Origin of the sequence: Nonomuraea fastidiosa (genome assembly GCF_042751225.1) — a bacterium.
Taxonomy (GTDB): domain Bacteria; phylum Actinomycetota; class Actinomycetes; order Streptosporangiales; family Streptosporangiaceae; genus Nonomuraea; species Nonomuraea fastidiosa.
On record NZ_CP170570.1, the window covers coordinates 2017779 to 2033606 of the forward strand.

A 15828-nucleotide genomic window follows, 5' to 3' on the forward strand; every position below is an offset into this window, starting at 1 on the left:
GCAAAACCCCGCGCCCCGGCCGGCCTGCAAAACCCCGCGCCCCGACCGGCCTGAAGGCCCGGCGTCAGCGGCGGACCTCCGCCACCTCCACCGGGCGGCCCTCGCGCAGCGACAGGTCGGCGGCCTCGGCGACGTACAGGGCCTCGAGCGCGTCCTCGATCGTGCACGGGCTGGACTCGCTGGTGAGGAACGCGTCGATCTCGGCGCGGTAGGCGGCTTCGAAGCGGGTGACGAAGTCGGGCCAGGGCTCGGCGCCGGTCTCGGGCTGCTCGGCCGAGTGCAACGGGGCGCGCGGGCTGAGGCCGACGGCCTGCGTGCGCCGGGTGCCGGCCAGCTCCATCCGCACGTCGTACCCGCCGCCGTTGTAGCGCGAGCCCTGGAGCGTGGCCAGCGTGCCGTCGTCCAGGGTGAGCAGCGCGGCGCTGTTGTCCACGTCGCCGGCCTCGGCGAAGACCGCGGCGCCGCGGTTGGCCCCGCACGCGTAGACCGAGACCACCTCCCTGCCGGTGACCCAGCGCAGGATGTCGAAGTCGTGGATGTGGCAGTCGCGGAAGATCCCGCCGGACAGCGGCAGGTATTCGGCGGGCGGCGGCGCGGGGTCGGCGGTGACCATGTGGACGCGGTGCAGCTCCCCCAGCTCCCCGGCGCGCAGCGCGGCGGCCGCGGCCACGTAACCGGGGTCGAACCGGCGCTGGAACCCGATCTGCACCCGGTTGTCGCCGCGTGACTCCAGCACCTTGACGGTCTCGGCGACCGTGCCCGCCACCGGCTTCTCGCAGAAGGCGGGGATGCCGCGCTCGCAGGCCGCGATGATCAGGTCGGCGTGGGTACCGGTCGGCGTGGCGATGACGACGGCGTCCGCCTCGAAGGGGTCGCCCGGCCTGCCGTACGGGGACGTGCGTACGGGATCGGCCACGATCAGCTCGTCGACCAGCGGGTGCGCGGCGAGCGTGGCGGCATGGAAGGCGCCGATCCTGCCCAGACCCAGCAATCCCACGCGCATGACGTCCTCCCCCTCGTTCCGGAATCAGATTCTTTTTCTAGGCACGCCTCTCTCTGTCAGTCAAGGTTTGTCCAGACATTCTGACCTTCAAGCCTCGTACGGCCGCCTCCGCCTTGTGCGCGGGCAACCGGGCGAACCCCATGACCACGGCCGCGGGCCCCGGCGTCCGCCGCATCGGGCCCACCGCCTCGACCAGCAGGCCCAGCTCGGCGGCTGCCCGCACCGTGCGCGGCTCGTCCCAGCCGTCCGGCAGCTCCAGGTAGACGTGCAGCCCGGCCTCGATGCCGCGTACCCGCACCTCGGGCAGCTCGGCCGCCAGCGCGCTCACCAGGGCGTCGCGGCGGCGGCGGTACTCCCTGCGCATGCGCCGCAGGTGCTTGTCGTAGGCCCCGGTACGCAGGAAGTGCGCGAGCGCGTACTGGTCGATGACCGGCGAGCCGAGGTCCAGCTCACCGCGCGCCCTGCGGATGGCCTCGGCCAGGTCGGGCGGCGCGGCCACCCAGCCGAGGCGCAGGCCGGGCGCGAGCGCCTTGCTCACGCTGCCGCACAGGATCACCCGGTCGGGCGCGAGGCCCTGCAGGCAGCCGACGGGGTCGCGGTCGAAGCGGAACTCGGCGTCATAGTCGTCCTCCAGGATCAGCCGGCGCCCCTCGTACGCCCACTCCATGAGCGCGGCCCGGCGCGCCGGCGACAGCACCACCCCGGTCGGGAACTGGTGCGCCGGTGTGACCAGCACGGCGTCGCCGCCCGCGCGGCGCACGTCGATGCCCTCTTCGTCCACCGGCACCGGCAGCACGTGCGCGCCCGTCCGCTTGATCAGCGGCACCTGGCGATGGCTCGTCGGGTCCTCGACGGCCAGCCGCAACGGGCGCTGCCCGTTGACGACGTGCCCTGCCATCACGTGCCCCGCCATAACGTGCAGGGCCAGGCTCAGCCCCTGGGCCACGCCGCTCACGACGATGAGGTTCTCGGGGCGCACGTCGGCCGCCCTGACCCTTCTGAGGTAGCCGGCCAGCTCCTCGCGCAGCTCAGGCACGCCGCCGGGGTCCCCGTAATCGAGGGCGTCCGAGGGTACGGTGGTCAGGACGTGCCTGACGGCCGCCAGCCAGCGTTCACGGGGGAAGTGGCTGAGGTCGGGGGAAGTGGGGCGATGGCCGTGATAGGGAACGGGGCTGGGACTGGCGCTCGCCGTCCCGCGGCGCACGGGCTGCGGCCTGGGCGGTGCGGCGGCGCGCTGCGGGGTGTTCGCGGGCGTCACCTGGGTGCCGACGCCGACCCTGGAGACCAGGAAACCCTCGGCGACGAGCTGCTCGTACGCCTCCACCACCACACCCCTGGAGACCTGGAGGTCCGCGGCGAGATCGCGGGTGGCGGGCAGGCGGGTGCCGGGTGCGAGCCGCCCGCCGCGTATGGAGTCGCGCAGCTCGGAGGCGATCTGCCCGGCGATGCCGCCCTTCGCGCGGTCTATGCGGATGTGGAGGTCGGCCATGTCGGTCCTTCGAATGGTCCTGTCTTCCGGCGCGACATTGGACTGTTTTCCCGAACCATTGTCTCCCTAGCATCGCACGCATGAGAAACGGCATCCTGGGCGCCGCCACGGCCATGTTCCTCGTCGGAACGCTGGCCGGGGTCGCGGGACTCATCGGCGCTTACCCCATCTACGGCGGCCAGGCCGTCCGGTATCTCGTCGCGGCCGTCGTCCTGCTCGCCATCACCAGGGCGCTCGGACTGCGGTTCGTACGGATGACCCGGCGCGAGGTGCTCTGCCTGGCCGGGCTCACCCTGCTCGGCCTGGTGTTCTTCAACGTCTGCGTGATCGAGTCCACCCGCGCCTCCGGCCCCGCGCTGGTCGGCACCGTGCTCGGCACCGTGCCGCTGGCGCTCGCGCTGGCCGGCGGCCGCCCCGCGCCCCGGCTGCTGTTCGGCGCCGCCGTGGTGGTGACCGGCGCGACGCTGGCCACCGGGCTCGGCAGCGGCACCACCGAGAGCCTGCTGTGGGCGCTCGGCGCGCTCGTCGGCGAGGTCAGCTTCTCCCTGCTGGCCATCCCGCTGCTGCCGCGCCTCGGGCCGATCCGCGTCTCGGCGTACTCGACCACGCTGGCCGTGCCCATGCTGGCCCTGGTCGGCTGGGTGAGCGAGGGCCCCGCCATGCTGCGCACGCCCACGCTGCCCGAGGCACTCGGGCTCGGCTACCTCGCGATCGTGGTGACGGTGATCGCGTTCTTCCTGTGGTACCGCTCGCTGCCCAAGCTGGGCCCGGGGCGGGCCGGGCTGTTCGCCGGGCTCATCCCGGTGGCGGCGATCGTCACGGGCGCGGTGCTCGGCATCGCCATGCCCACCGCGTACGACCTGGTCGGCGCCGCTCTCGTCGTCACCGGCATCCTCGTGGGCCTGACCTCGGCGCGCGCGGGCGGCCAGGAGCCCGCCGTCCGGCCTTCGGAGGCGTAGAACGGCGTCGAGCTGCGTAGAGCCATTCCCTGGCCGGCTTCAAGGGCGCGTAATCTCTTGGAGCGACCGAAAGGATGGACATGGGCGAGTTCGACTACACCGACCTGCTTCCGCTTGGAGCCGACGACACCGAATACCGGTTGATCACTTCGGAGGGGGTGCGGAAGGTCGAAGCGGCCGGGCGGACGTTCCTCGAAGTCGATCCCGAGGCGCTGCGGCTGCTGACCGAGACCGCCGTTCACGACATCTCGCATTTCCTGCGCGCCTCGCACCTCGCCCAGCTCAGGAAGATCATCGATGACCCCGAGTCCAGCGGCAATGACCGCTTCGTCGCCCTCGACCTGCTGAAGAACGCCTCCATCTCGGCCGGCGGCGTGCTGCCGATGTGCCAGGACACCGGCACCGCCATCGTCATGGGCAAGCGCGGCCGCCACGTGCTGACCGACGGGCGCGACGCCGAGCACATCTCGCGCGGCGTGTACGACGCCTACACCAAGCTCAACCTGCGCTACTCCCAGATGGCCCCGCTGACCATGTGGGAGGAGAAGAACACCGGCAACAACCTGCCCGCCCAGATCGAGCTGTACGCCGAGGACCCCCACGGGCACCCCGACGAGTACAAGCTGCTGTTCATGGCCAAGGGCGGCGGCTCGGCCAACAAGTCGTTCCTGTACCAGGAGACCAAGGCCGTGCTCAACGAGAAGCGCATGATGGCCTTCCTGGAGGAGAAGATCAGGTCGCTGGGCACCGCGGCCTGCCCGCCGTACCACCTGGCCGTCGTCGTGGGCGGCACCTCCGCCGAGTACGCGCTCAAGACCGCCAAGTACGCCAGCGCCCGCTACCTCGACTCCATCCCCACCGAGGGCTCCGCCTCCGGCCACGGCTTCCGCGACCTGGAGATGGAGGCCAAGGTCTTCGAGCTGACCCAGAAGCTCGGCATCGGCGCGCAATTCGGCGGCAAGTACTTCTGCCACGACGTCCGCGTCATCCGCCTGCCCCGCCACGGCGCGTCCTGCCCGGTGGCCATCGCCGTCTCCTGCTCGGCCGACCGCCAGGCGCTCGCCAAGATCACGCCCGAGGGCGTCTTCCTGGAGCAGCTCGAGACCGACCCGGCTCGCTTCCTGCCCGACACCACCGACGAGCAGCTCTCCGACGACGTCGTGCGCATCGACCTCAACCGGCCGATGCCCGAGATCCTGGCCGAGCTGTCGAAGTACCCGGTCAAGACCCGCCTGTCGCTCACCGGCCCGCTCGTCGTGGCGCGCGACATCGCGCACGCCAAGATCGCCGAGCTGCTGGACAACGGCGGCGAGATGCCGCAGTACATGAAAGACCACGCGGTCTACTACGCCGGTCCCGCCAAGACGCCCGAGGGGTACGCCTCCGGCTCGTTCGGGCCGACCACCGCCGGGCGCATGGACTCCTACGTCGATCGCTTCCAGGCGGCCGGCGGCTCCATGGTGATGCTGGCCAAGGGCAACCGCTCCAAGCAGGTCACCGAGGCGTGCAAGAAGTACGGCGGCTTCTACCTCGGCTCCATCGGGGGCCCCGCGGCCCGGCTGGCGCAGGACTGCATCAAGAAGGTGGAGCTGCTGGAGTATCCGGAGCTGGGCATGGAGGCGGTCTGGAAGATCGAGGTCGTCGACTTCCCCGCGTTCATCGTCGTGGACGACAAGGGTGAGGACTTCTTCGCCGACACCACCGGCCCCGTGCTGACCATCGGCCGCCGCTGAGGCCCGGTCGCGAGGCGCGTGCCGGACCCGCCGCTGGGGGCTCGCCCCCGGCGGCGGGGCGGTCAGGCGGCGATGCCGAACGGCGCGGGATAGGTGATCGTGCCCGACGGCACCGGCCCCGACCCGAACGGCAGGGCCATCATCGCCTCGTCGGGCGCGTCGAACGGCGCCCGGATGCCGTAGATGGACGCGCGGACGAAACCGAAGCGCGGATAGTAGGACGGGTGCCCGAGCACGAGCACCAGTTGCTCGCCGAGCGCGCGGGCGGCGTCGAGCGCGGCCGTGATGGCCGCGGCGCCGGCGCCTCGCCGCTGGTAGGCGGGCAGCACGGAGCAGGGCGCGAGTGCGAGCGCCGGCGTGTCGCCGACGTGGCAGCGGGTGAGCAGCGCGTGGCCGACGACCGTGCCGTCGTGCTCGGTCACGATCGACAGGCCGGGTATCCACGCGGCGTCTTCGCGCAGCGCGTCGACCAGGTCGGCCTCAAGCGCGGTCGGGAACGCGGCGAGCAGCACCTGGCGGATCGCCTCTGCGTCGCGTTCCTCCTCTGGCCTGGTGACCCAGGCGTCACTCATGCGGCGACCGGCGCGCGGTGCGGAGCGACGACGCTGCCGTCGGGAAGCAGCAGGCCGGTGTCATCGAACAGCACGACACCGTTGCAGAGCAGGCTCCAGCCCTGGTCGGGGTGGGCCGCGATGACGTGGGCCCGCTCACGGTCGGGCGAGTCGGCACTCGGGCAAGGCGGGTAGTGACTGCACATCGCGCACCTCTCAGATAGCGCTCCTGATCGTTATCTTCATGATCTCTGTCAGCGGGCCGCAGGCAAGTGGTCAGTAGGGCAGGCGGCGGCCCGACGGCGTGCGAAGGTCGAGAGCGGCGGTCCTGACCGGCTTGCGCGGTCGGCGACGAACCAGGCTCTGTCGCATCTTCATCACGTCCTTCACGGTGTGTCCGCGGTGGCGGGGACCTCGGCCTACGGCTCCAGTCTGACGATGGGTACCGACACTTTCCCGCGAGTACGCCTGGGCGCTTCGCCGGGTTCCTATGCCTTGACCCTGCCCCCGTCTCCTTACGGCACTCTTTCAACTCGCTGACGGCACCCCGTGGTGCATGACGACCAGCCTGCCGTACGGCTGAAAGAGCCCTACCAGGCATCATGCACAACCGTTCGCCCGCAAGCTGTGCCGATCGACACATCTGACGTACAAGCTGGGCAAACACCGGGTCAGCGAAGCTTCCACACGGACCCCGGTGGCGACGAATGGGAGGTGATCGCGTACGCTGGGCTACCGGAGGCGGGCCGCGAGGCCGCCGGACCCTCCGGTTGCTGATGTGACCAGGGGGTTTGCTGACGCGACGAGTCATACGGGTTGACTGAAGTTCGCAACAATTAATCGGCCCTGCCTCTACTGGTCGGTTTACACAAATAGGTAAGCTGCCTGCCATGCGTGCGCCTTCCGGTTACCTCCTCGCCGCGCGCTATCGGCTTCTTGAGCCGGTTGGTCGTGGCGGCATGGGCACCGTTTGGCGGGCACATGACGAGCTGCTCGACCGGGACGTGGCGGTCAAGGAGGTGCGGCTGCCCAAGGTCCTCGACGAGGAGCTGCGCGCCGAGCTGTGCGCCCGCACCGAGCGCGAGGGCCGGGCCACCGCGATGGTCGCGCACCCGTCCGTCATCACCGTCTTCGACGTGGTCACCGAGGACGACCGCCCGTGGATCGTGATGGAGCTGCTCCACGCCAAGTCGCTGGAGCAGATCATCCATGAGGAGGGGCCGCTCGAGCCGCGCAGGGTCGCCGAGATCGGCCGGCAGATCCTCGGCGCGCTGCGCGCCGTGCACGCCAAGGGCATCCTGCATCGCGACGTCAAGCCGAGCAACGTGCTGGTGACCGAAGACCGCGCGGTACTCACCGACTTCGGGCTGGCCGCACTCGAAGGTGACGTCTCCATCACTCAGGCGGGCATCGTTTTGGGGTCCGCCGGTTACATCGCCCCCGAGCGGGTGCTCGGCTCCAAGGCCAGTCCCGCCGCCGATCTGTGGTCGCTCGGGGCGACCCTCTACACCGCCGTCGAGGGCAGGGGCCTGAGCGGCAGGCGTACGGCCGCCGCCACGCTCGCCGCGCTCACCAGCGGCGAGCCGATCCCGATGCCGAAGGCGGGGCCGCTCGCGCCCGTGCTCGACGCGCTGCTGCGGATCGACCCCGCCACCAGGCTCGATTCCGTACGCGCCTCTTTGATGCTGGCCAGGGTGGCCGCGGGCGGCTCTGCCGAGGAGCCGCTGCCGCGCGGCAAGTCGCCCAGCAAGTCATCGAACAAGTCATCGAACAGGTCATCGGGCAAATCATCGGGCAAGGCGCAGGGCAAGTCCCAGGGCGGCAGGATTCCGGCGTCCCTCGCCCAGCCCCCTTCGTACGCCGGCCCTCGCACCGGGGGCTGCACCGCGCCGACCCGCCCGCGGCGCCGTTCTCCGTGCCCTCGCCCAGGCTCGAACGTAAAAGCAGCGAGGGCGTCCATCGCAGGCGTGTCGAACAGCGGCCGCAGCCGTCGTCTTATGCTCGTTTCAAAGCGACGGTGATAAAGTTGTTCCTTCCTCGGCGGTTCTGGCCAAGAGAACTTCGCAAGCGAGGGTAAAGCACTTCCCAAGCGAGAATCGATATCTTCTTCTCATGCCGGAACAGCAGACACGCCTGCTCGCGGAGCGCTACGAGCTCGTCGCCCCGCTCGGCCGGGGCACGATGGGGACCGTGTGGCGCGCCCGCGACCGCGCGCTCGGGCGCGAGGTGGCGGTCAAGGAAATCCGCCAGGACCCCGGACTCACCGAGGAACAGCGGGCGGAGCTGCGCGAACGCATGGTCCGCGAAGGACGCATCGCCTCGCGGATCAACCACCCTTCCGTGGCCGCGATCCACGACGTCATCATTCATGACAACAGCCCGTGGATCATCATGGAGCTCATCGAGGCCCGCTCGCTTGAGCAGGTGATCGAGGAGGAGGGGCCGCTGCCGCCCCGGCTGGTGGCGGAGATCGGCGTCGACCTGCTCGGCGCGCTGCGCGCCGCCCACGCCCAGGGCATCACCCACCGCGACGTCAAACCTGCCAACGTGCTCATCACCGAGAGCGGGCGCGTCGTGCTGACCGACTTCGGCATCGCCAAGGCGGAAGGCGACTCGCGGCTCACCAAGACGGGCATGGTCATCGGTTCCCCCGGCTACACCGCCCCCGAGCGGGCCAGAGGCGAGTACACCGGGCCCGAGTCCGACGTCTGGTCGCTCGGCGCGACGCTGTACTTCGCCGTCGAAGGGCGGCCGGCGTACGAGCGCTCCACGGTCGCCGAGACGCTGGCGGCGCTGCTGACCGAGAACGCCGACCCGCCCACCCAGGCGGGGCGGCTGCGTCCCGTGCTGAACGGGCTGCTGAACAAGGACTATCGGCAGCGGCTGTCCGCTGCCAAGGCGGAGACCTTGCTGCGCATGGTCGCCGACACCCCCACGAGCGAGATGCCCGCGCTGACGGCCGAGGCTCTTAAGGCGCAGGAGGCCGCATTGCCCGACCCGTTCGCTAAGTCGCCCGCAGGATCCGGCAACGGGCCGCAGGGTCCCGCCGGACAGGGACGCGGCCCTCAAGGGCCGTCCGTGCCAGGACCTCAAGGCCCTGGCGGGCCCGTTCCCGCAGGGCCCGGCGTGCAGCGCCCCGGCGCCCCCGTTCCCGGCGCCCCCGTTCCCGGCGCTCCTGGCGGACCCGGCATGTACGGCGGCCCCGGCGCACCGGGTGGCCCAGGCGCGCAAGGCCCGAGCGGACGCCCCGGCGGACCGGGCGCCCCGGGCGGACCCGGCGGACAGGGGCCGGGCGGCCAGGGAGGACCGGGTGTTCCTGGAGGTCAGGGCCCGGGCATGCAAGGCGGGCCAGGCGGGCCAGGCGGGCCCGGTCAGGGGCCGGGGCAGCGACCGGCCGCGGCCGCCGGCGGCAGGGGCCCCGCATCGGGCCCGCAGGCCGCATCCGGACCTCAGGTGCCGGTGAGCGGCCCGAACTCGCCGACGTTGCCGCACATCAACACTCCGTATCCCCCGCCGGGCCGGCCGCAGGCCTTCGCCACCCCGGCCCCGGGCACCGCGCCCGGCACGGCACCGGGCAACGGCCCGCATGGGAACGCGCCAGGCAGCCCGTACGGGAATGTGCCGGGCACCGGCCCGCAGGGGCCCGCGCAGCCGCAGGGCAACGCGCCAGGAGCCCCGCAGGCAGCCGCCCAGGGCGGTGCGGCCGGCGCCGGAGAGGACTACGACCCCGAGCGGACGATCAGCATCGCCCGCCCCAAGGGCCCGTTCCCGCCGCCGGACCAGGGCGCGGGCGGGCAGCCGCCGCAGAACGAGGAGAGCGCGGCGGTCACCACCCGCATCCCGACCTCGCCCGGCCAGCAGGTCTACCCCGTGCCGCCGGGCCAGCAGGGCTCGCAGCCGAACGCCCAGCAGCAGGGCCCCCAGCAGCCCGGCCAGCAGCCGCCTGGTCGGCAGCAGCCGGGCCAGAGCCACGGCCTGGGCACGGACCTGTTCGCCATCGCCGGCCCACCGGAGAAGCAGACGCCGGCCAACCGCAACGGCATGCTGATCCTGATGGCGGTGGCCGCCGCGGCCGCCGTGGTGATCGCCATCCTCATCGTCGCCTTCTTCTCCAGCTGACCCGCACTCCGGCCGGCAGGCACGAACGGCGTGAATGGCCACTCGTGCCCTGACCACGCCTTGAGAGCCCCGCTCACCGGCACCACAAGAACCCGCCGGTGAGCGGCCGCAATCCGCTGGTGAGCGGCGGCCCCGGGCCGTAAGCGGCCGGCTCGGTGAACGGCCGCCCCGGCCGTAAGCGGCCGGCTCGGTGAGCGGCAGGCCCAGCCGGTAAGCGTCCGGGCTCGAAGAAGGCGCTCGCGCAGCGACGAGCCACCGCGACACCCGGCCTGTGAGGGGGCGGCCCGCGAACCCACGGCGCTCGCGCAGCGACGACCCGCCGGCAGCAGCGGGCGGCACCCCCTCCCAGCGGAAGCCTCGCGGAGGCGTGAGCGAATTCACCGCGGGCAAGCGGAGCGGACACCCGGCCGGCCCGCTCCCGCCGGACATCACCCGGCCGCCCGACAAAGCCCCTCAGCGGCGACCCGCCACCACGCCGACGATCGACAGAAGCGGCAAAAGTGCAGGTCAGGCCCGTAATCCAGCGGAAGCCTCCCCGCCGGACACCTCCCCCACGACGCCCTCGGCGGCGGCCCGCCGCGAAAACGCGCCTGCTGAAGGGAATACGGGGGCGTGAGTAAGACTGGAGGTCATGAGTGAGTTCAGGATCGAACATGACTCGATGGGCGAGGTACGCGTGCCGGTCGGCGCGAAGTGGCGTGCCCAGACCCAGCGAGCGGTGGAGAATTTCCCGGTTTCCGGCCGCACGCTCGAAGCGTCGCACATCGCCGCGCTCGGCCTGATCAAGGCGGTGGCCGCGGAGGTCAACGGCGAGCTGGGCGTGATCGAGAAGGACATGGCGGAGGCGATCGCGCAGGCCGCCGCCGAGGTGGCGGAGAACGAGCACGACGACCAGTTCCCGATCGACGTGTTCCAGACCGGCTCGGGCACCTCGTCCAACATGAACACCAATGAGGTGATCGCGACGCTGGCCGAGGAGCGGCTGGGCCGCCCGGTGCACGCGAACGACCACGTGAACGCCTCGCAGTCGTCCAACGACGTGTTCCCGACGTCGATTCACGTGGCGGCGGCCACCGAGGTCAGCTTCCACCTGCTGCCCTCGCTGCGTCATCTGGCGGAGGCGTTGCGGGAGAAGGCGGCGGAGTTCGGCGGCGTGGTGAAGTCGGGGCGCACCCACCTCATGGACGCCACGCCGGTGACGCTGGGCCAGGAGTTCGGCGGCTACGCCACGCAGATGGAGAACGCGGTGGCCCGGGTGGAGTCGGCGCTGGAGCGCGTGCTGGAGCTGCCGCTTGGCGGCACGGCGGTGGGCACGGGCATCAACACGCCGCAGGGGTTCGCGCAGGCGGCGATCGCGAAGCTGCGCGAGGCGACGGGCATCCCGTTCGTGGAGGCGCGCGACCACTTCGAGGCGCAGAGCGCGCAGGACTCGATCGTGGAGCTGTCGGGGCAGCTCAAGGTGGTCGCGGTGTCGCTCACCAAGATCGCGAACGACCTGCGCTGGATGGGCTCGGGACCCCGGGCGGGGCTCGGCGAGATCAACCTGCCCGACCTGCAGCCCGGCTCGTCGATCATGCCGGGCAAGGTCAACCCGGTGATCCCGGAGGCCACGGCGATGGTCGCGGCCCAGGTGATCGGCAACGACGCGGCCATCACGTTCGCGGGCGCGTCCGGCAACTTCGAGCTGAACGTGCAGCTTCCGCTGATCGCCCGCAACATCCTGGAGTCGATCAAGCTGCTGGCGAACGTGTCGCGGCTGCTCGCCGACCGCTGCGTCAGCGGGATCACGGCGAACGTGGACAGGCTGCGCGAGTACGCCGAGTCGTCCCCGTCCATCGTGACCCCGCTGAACCGCTACGTCGGCTACGAGGAGGCGGCGAGGATCGCCAAGCAGGCCCTGGCCGAGCGCAAGACGATCAAGGAGGTCGTCATCGCGCGCGGTCACGTCGAGGCGGGCACCCTGACCGAGGAGCAGCTCGACGCCGTGCTCGATGTGCTCTCCATGACCAGGCCCTGAGCATCACCGGCGCTCACCGGCCGGCGGCCTGCCGCGTCGCCTGCGCCCAGCGGGTGAGCAGCGTACGCGCCGCGCCCGAGTCGACCGCGTCGGCCGCGCGCTTGACGGCGGCGGCCAGCGCGGGCGTCAGGTCGGCCGCGGGCGGCGTGCCGTCGGCGGCGACCAGCGCGGCGGCGGCGTTGAGCAGGACGACGTCGCGCACGGGCCCGGCCTCGCCGGCGAAGACCGCGCGGGCGACCTCGGCGTTGTGCCGGGCGTCGCCGCCGCGCAGGTCTTCGGGGCGGGCGCGGGGTATCGACAGCTCGAGCGGGTCGAAGGCGGTGCGGGTGACCCTGCCCTTGCGTACCACCCAGATCGTGGAGGGCCCGCAGGTGGTCAGCTCGTCGAGCCCGTCGTCGCCTCTGAAGACGAGCGCGGAGCAGCCGCGCTCGGCCAGCACACCCGCGATCACGGGCGCCATGGACGGGTGGTAGACGCCGACGGCCTGGGCGGGCGGCAGCGCCGGGTTGGTGAGCGGGGCGAGGAAGTTGAAGACGGTCGGCACGCCCAGCTCGCGGCGCGGCCCGGAGGTGCGTTTGAGCGCCGGGTTGAAGGCGGGCGCGAAGCAGAACGTGATGCCGGTCTCCTCCACCACCCGGACCACGGCGGCGGGCGGCAGGTCGATGACCACGCCCAGCTCTTCCAGCACGTCGGCGGCGCCGGCCTGGGACGAGGCGGCCCGGCCACCGTGTTTGACGACCTTGGCGCCCGCGGCGGCGGCCACGACGGCCGCCATGGTGGAGATGTTGACGGTGCCGGCCCGGTCGCCGCCGGTGCCGACGATGTCGACGGGGTCGCCGGGCACCCGGATGGCCGCCGATCTGGACAGCATGCCGTCGGCGAGCCCCGACACCTCGGCCACGCTCTCGCCCTTGGCGCGCAGCGCGACGGCGAACGCGGCGATCTGGGCGTCGGTGGCCCGGCCCGACATGATCTGCTCCATCGCCCAGGCGGCCTGGCGGGAGGTGAGCGACACGCCGTCGAGCAGCGTGGTGAGAAGCTGCGGCCAGGTGGTGGTCATGTGGTCCCCTTTCTCGTCTGTGCTCGACGGGGGGACACCCACCACACGGTGACGGCCGCCTCGTCGAGGCGGCCGTGTGCGCATCATGCCGGGAGGACCGCCTAGGAGGCGGACCACCACTGGGACAAATGCGCGATCATGCGCCCAACATAGCAGATGCCACTGATCCACATAGGTCGCCGCCCATCTATGTCGCTCGACCCCATGCTGCCCGCGCGGGAGAGCGCCTAGGGTGCGGAGTATGGCGAAGGAGCTGACGGGGCGTACGGCGCTGGTGACGGGCGCCGGCAGCGGCATCGGGGCGGCCTGTGCCCGGCGTCTGGCCGAGGCGGGGGCCGACGTGCTGGTCGTGGACGTGCGGGCCGAGGCCGCCGAGCAGGTGGCGGGCGAGGTGGGCGGCACCGCGGTGGTGGCGGACCTGGCCGATCCCGGCTTCGTGGCGGCGCTGCCCGACGAGCCGGTGGACATCGTGGTCAACAACGCGGGCTTTCAGCATGTGGCGCCGATCGAGGAGTTCCCGCCCGAGGTGTTCACCACGATGCTGAAGGTGATGGTGGAGGCGCCGTTCCTCATCGCGCGCAAGGTGCTGCCCGGCATGTACGAGCGGGGCTGGGGCCGGTTCGTGAACATCTCGTCGGTGCACGGGCTGCGTGCCTCGCCGTTCAAGTCGGCGTACACGACGGCCAAGCACGCCCTTGAGGGGTTCTCCAAGGTGGTGGCGCTGGAAGGCGCCCCCCACGGGGTGACCTCGGTGTGCGTCTGCCCCGCGTACGTGCGGACCGGGCTGGTGGAGGCGCAGATCGCCGACCAGGCGCGGGTGCACGGCATCCCGCCGGAGCAGGTCGTCACCGACATCATGCTGGAGCCGGCGGCGATCAAGCGGCTGATCGAGCCCGAGGAGGTGGCCGACCTGGTGGCTTACCTGTGCGGTCCCGGCGGCGCGTTCATCACGGGGGTGTCGCTGCCCGTGGACGGCGGCTGGACGGCGCACTAGTGGCCAGGCGGTTTCTCGAGCTGCTGGCCAGGGAGGCGTCGGCGGTCGAGTTCGAGGGGCCGATCATCGAGGCCAGGGCGGCGGGCGCGGACCCGGCGGAGATCGAGGAGCTGGAGCGGGCCAAGGTCGAGGCGCTGAAGGTGCGCGACATGCTCAAGCGGCGGGCCCGGCGCGAGGCGGAGCTGTCGGCCCTGTACGACACCGCCGGCGACCTGGCCGCCCTGCGCGACCTCGACGCCGTCCTGGAGGCCATCGTGCACCGGGCCAGGCAGCTCCTCGCGACCGACATCGCGTACATGACGCTGCACGACCCCGAGCGCGGCGACACGTACATGCGGGTCACGGACGGGTCGATCTCGGCGAAGTTCCGTGCGCTGCGGCTGGCGATGGGGCACGGGCTGGGCGGGCTCGTGGCGCAGACGGCGACGCCGTACGCGACGGCCGACTACTTCGCCGACTCCCGCTTCAAGCACCAGGAGCACATCGACGAGGCGGTCACCGAGGAGGGCCTGGTCGCGATCCTCGGTGTGCCGCTGCGGCTCGGCCAGCGGGTGATCGGGGTGCTGATGGCGGCCAACCGCAGCGCGCGGCCGTTCCATCAGGAGGAGGTGTCGCTGCTGGCGAGCCTGGCGGCGCACGCGGCGATCGCGATCGACAACGCCAGGCTGCTGCAGGAGACCAGGAACGCGCTGGAGGAGCTGTCCCAGGCGCACAAGACGGCGAGGGAGCACGGCGCGGCGGTCGAGCGCGCCGCGCTCGCGCACGACAGGATGACCTCGCTGGTGCTGCGCGGCGGCGGGATCGAGGACGTCGCGGCCGTGGTGACGGACGTGCTCGGCGGGTCGCTGGCGGTGCTTGACGACCTGGGCAGGGCGATCTGCGGCGACGTGGGCGAGCTGGACCCCGGGGTGTTCGAGGCGGCGCAGGCGTCGCGGGCGCTGGGACGTACGGTGCGCAGGGGCGACCTGCTGATCGCCTCGGTGGACGTGGGCGGCGAGCCGCTGTGCACGCTGATCCTGCGCAGCGACGACGCCGACGAGCGGATCCTGGAGCGTGCCGCGCTGGTGTGCGCGTTGCTGCTGCTGTTCCGCAGGAGCGTGGCCGAGGCCGAGGGCCGGGTCAGGGGCGAGCTGCTCGACGACCTGATCTCCCGGCCGGACTCGCCGGGCCTCGCCGACCGGGCGCGCAGGCTCGGCATGGACCTGGGCGCGCCGCACGTCGTGGTCGTGGTCAAGCACGGCGGGCAGCGGGAGCGCGCCGCGTTCTGGGCGTCATCGGAGGCGGCCGTACGCCACGGGCTCGCGGCCGGCCGGGGCGAGGAGGTCGTGCTGCTGCTGCCCGGCGACGACCCCGGCGGCCTGGCCAGGCGGGTGGCGGCGGAGCTGACGTCCTCGCTGCACAGCCCCGCCACGGCCGGTGCGGCCAAAGTGGCGGGCGCCTGGGCACAGCCCGGGCGGCAGAAGGAGACCGGCGGCGCGCACGCCGTCGCGGCGGCCTACCAGGAGGCGCGCAGGTGCGCCGACGCGCTCATCGCGCTCGGCCGCGAGGGCGACGGCGCCGGGGCGGTCGAGCTGGGCTTCGTGGGGCTGCTCATGGGCGACGGCCGCGACGTGCGCGGCTTCGTCACCAGGGTGATCGGCCCGCTCATCGAGTACGACGCGCGCCGGGGCACCGCGCTGGCCGAGACGCTGACGACGTACTTCGGCACCGGCGGCTCGCCGTCGCGTACGGCCGAGGCGCTGCACATCCACGTCAACACGGTCACGCAGCGGCTCGACCGGGTCGCCAAGCTGCTCGGCGAGGACTGGACGGACCCCGAGCGGGCGCTGGAGATCCAGCTCGCGCTCCGCCTGCACCGGCTGGGCCGCACGGCCGAACCACACAGCTAGGCGGAAGACTGTGG

Annotated in this window: 12 protein-coding genes; 7 read left to right on the top strand and 5 right to left on the bottom strand. The window is 72.1% G+C overall.

Annotated features, from left to right (window positions below):
• Nucleotides 1–64: 64 nt before the first annotated feature.
• Both ACFMQL_RS09065 and ACFMQL_RS09070 read right to left on the bottom strand, forming a co-directional pair.
• Nucleotides 65–1003: a Gfo/Idh/MocA family oxidoreductase gene (locus ACFMQL_RS09065; protein ID WP_378785225.1), complete on the bottom strand. Its 939-nt coding sequence runs from the start codon at nt 1001–1003 to the stop codon at nt 65–67.
• 37 nt (nt 1004–1040) lie between these two features.
• Nucleotides 1041–2492, bottom strand: a complete 1452-nt coding sequence (locus ACFMQL_RS09070) for a PLP-dependent aminotransferase family protein (RefSeq protein WP_364068849.1) — start codon at nt 2490–2492, stop codon at nt 1041–1043.
• Nucleotides 2493–2572: 80 nt separating this feature from the next.
• On the opposite strand from ACFMQL_RS09070, the gene ACFMQL_RS09075 reads away from it, so the two are divergent.
• Complete coding sequence (locus ACFMQL_RS09075) at nt 2573–3451, top strand: DMT family transporter (protein WP_364068847.1); 879 nt, start codon at nt 2573–2575, stop codon at nt 3449–3451.
• A gap of 80 nt (nt 3452–3531) precedes the next feature.
• Nucleotides 3532–5184 (top strand): fumarate hydratase, encoded by a 1653-nt coding sequence (locus ACFMQL_RS09080; protein WP_364068845.1) that lies wholly within the window; start codon nt 3532–3534, stop codon nt 5182–5184.
• 62 nt (nt 5185–5246) lie between these two features.
• Here the strand turns inward: ACFMQL_RS09080 and ACFMQL_RS09085 are convergent, their stop codons facing one another.
• Together ACFMQL_RS09085 and ACFMQL_RS09090 are read right to left on the bottom strand one after the other, a co-directional pair.
• Nucleotides 5247–5756 carry an N-acetyltransferase gene (locus ACFMQL_RS09085; RefSeq protein ID WP_364068843.1) on the bottom strand — a complete coding sequence of 170 codons (510 nt, stop codon included), beginning with the start codon at nt 5754–5756 and terminating at the stop codon, nt 5247–5249.
• Entirely contained in the window at nt 5753–5941 is a 189-nt protein-coding gene (locus ACFMQL_RS09090) for a DUF5999 family protein (RefSeq protein WP_364068841.1), read from the bottom strand. Before ACFMQL_RS09090 ends, ACFMQL_RS09085 begins: the two co-directional genes overlap by 4 nt.
• A 684-nt stretch (nt 5942–6625) precedes the next feature.
• Between ACFMQL_RS09090 and ACFMQL_RS09095 the strand changes: the two genes are divergently transcribed.
• The 3 genes from ACFMQL_RS09095 (at nt 6626) to ACFMQL_RS09105 (ending at nt 11871) form a co-directional block, all read left to right on the top strand.
• On the top strand, nt 6626–7756 hold the full coding sequence (locus ACFMQL_RS09095) for a serine/threonine-protein kinase (protein ID WP_378785226.1): 1131 nt from the start codon (nt 6626–6628) through the stop codon (nt 7754–7756).
• Nucleotides 7757–7847: 91 nt separating this feature from the next.
• On the top strand, nt 7848–9854 hold the full coding sequence (locus ACFMQL_RS09100) for a protein kinase (RefSeq protein ID WP_378785228.1): 2007 nt from the start codon (nt 7848–7850) through the stop codon (nt 9852–9854).
• A gap of 631 nt (nt 9855–10485) precedes the next feature.
• Nucleotides 10486–11871, top strand: coding sequence for a class II fumarate hydratase (locus tag ACFMQL_RS09105; RefSeq protein ID WP_364068835.1), 1386 nt, complete (start codon nt 10486–10488; stop codon nt 11869–11871).
• A gap of 13 nt (nt 11872–11884) precedes the next feature.
• On the opposite strand, the gene trpD is transcribed toward ACFMQL_RS09105, so the two are convergent.
• Entirely contained in the window at nt 11885–12931 is a 1047-nt protein-coding gene (gene trpD / locus ACFMQL_RS09110) for an anthranilate phosphoribosyltransferase (RefSeq protein ID WP_364068833.1), read from the bottom strand.
• Between the two features lie 241 nt (nt 12932–13172).
• Between trpD and ACFMQL_RS09115 the strand changes: the two genes are divergently transcribed.
• Together ACFMQL_RS09115 and ACFMQL_RS09120 are read left to right on the top strand one after the other, a co-directional pair.
• Nucleotides 13173–13925, top strand: a complete 753-nt coding sequence (locus tag ACFMQL_RS09115) for a 3-hydroxybutyrate dehydrogenase (RefSeq protein ID WP_364068831.1) — start codon at nt 13173–13175, stop codon at nt 13923–13925.
• The gene (locus ACFMQL_RS09120; RefSeq protein WP_378785229.1) at nt 13925–15814 is read left to right on the top strand and encodes a helix-turn-helix domain-containing protein; all 1890 of its coding nucleotides are present in this window, start codon (nt 13925–13927) and stop codon (nt 15812–15814) included. Before ACFMQL_RS09115 ends, ACFMQL_RS09120 begins: the two co-directional genes overlap by 1 nt.
• Nucleotides 15815–15828 lie beyond the last annotated feature (14 nt).

Bases quoted from the DNA above. Each gene is read 5' to 3' on its own strand.
- ACFMQL_RS09065 (WP_378785225.1), bottom strand. From the start codon at position 1,003: ATGCGCGTGGGATTGCTGGGTCTGGGCAGGATCGGCGCCTTCCATGCC.
- ACFMQL_RS09070 (WP_364068849.1), bottom strand. From the start codon at position 2,492: ATGGCCGACCTCCACATCCGCATAGACCGCGCGAAGGGCGGCATCGCC.
- ACFMQL_RS09075 (WP_364068847.1), top strand. From the start codon at position 2,573: ATGAGAAACGGCATCCTGGGCGCCGCCACGGCCATGTTCCTCGTCGGA.
- ACFMQL_RS09080 (WP_364068845.1), top strand. From the start codon at position 3,532: ATGGGCGAGTTCGACTACACCGACCTGCTTCCGCTTGGAGCCGACGAC.
- ACFMQL_RS09085 (WP_364068843.1), bottom strand. From the start codon at position 5,756: ATGAGTGACGCCTGGGTCACCAGGCCAGAGGAGGAACGCGACGCAGAG.
- ACFMQL_RS09090 (WP_364068841.1), bottom strand. From the start codon at position 5,941: ATGTGCAGTCACTACCCGCCTTGCCCGAGTGCCGACTCGCCCGACCGT.
- ACFMQL_RS09095 (WP_378785226.1), top strand. From the start codon at position 6,626: ATGCGTGCGCCTTCCGGTTACCTCCTCGCCGCGCGCTATCGGCTTCTT.
- ACFMQL_RS09100 (WP_378785228.1), top strand. From the start codon at position 7,848: ATGCCGGAACAGCAGACACGCCTGCTCGCGGAGCGCTACGAGCTCGTC.
- ACFMQL_RS09105 (WP_364068835.1), top strand. From the start codon at position 10,486: ATGAGTGAGTTCAGGATCGAACATGACTCGATGGGCGAGGTACGCGTG.
- trpD (WP_364068833.1), bottom strand. From the start codon at position 12,931: ATGACCACCACCTGGCCGCAGCTTCTCACCACGCTGCTCGACGGCGTG.
- ACFMQL_RS09115 (WP_364068831.1), top strand. From the start codon at position 13,173: ATGGCGAAGGAGCTGACGGGGCGTACGGCGCTGGTGACGGGCGCCGGC.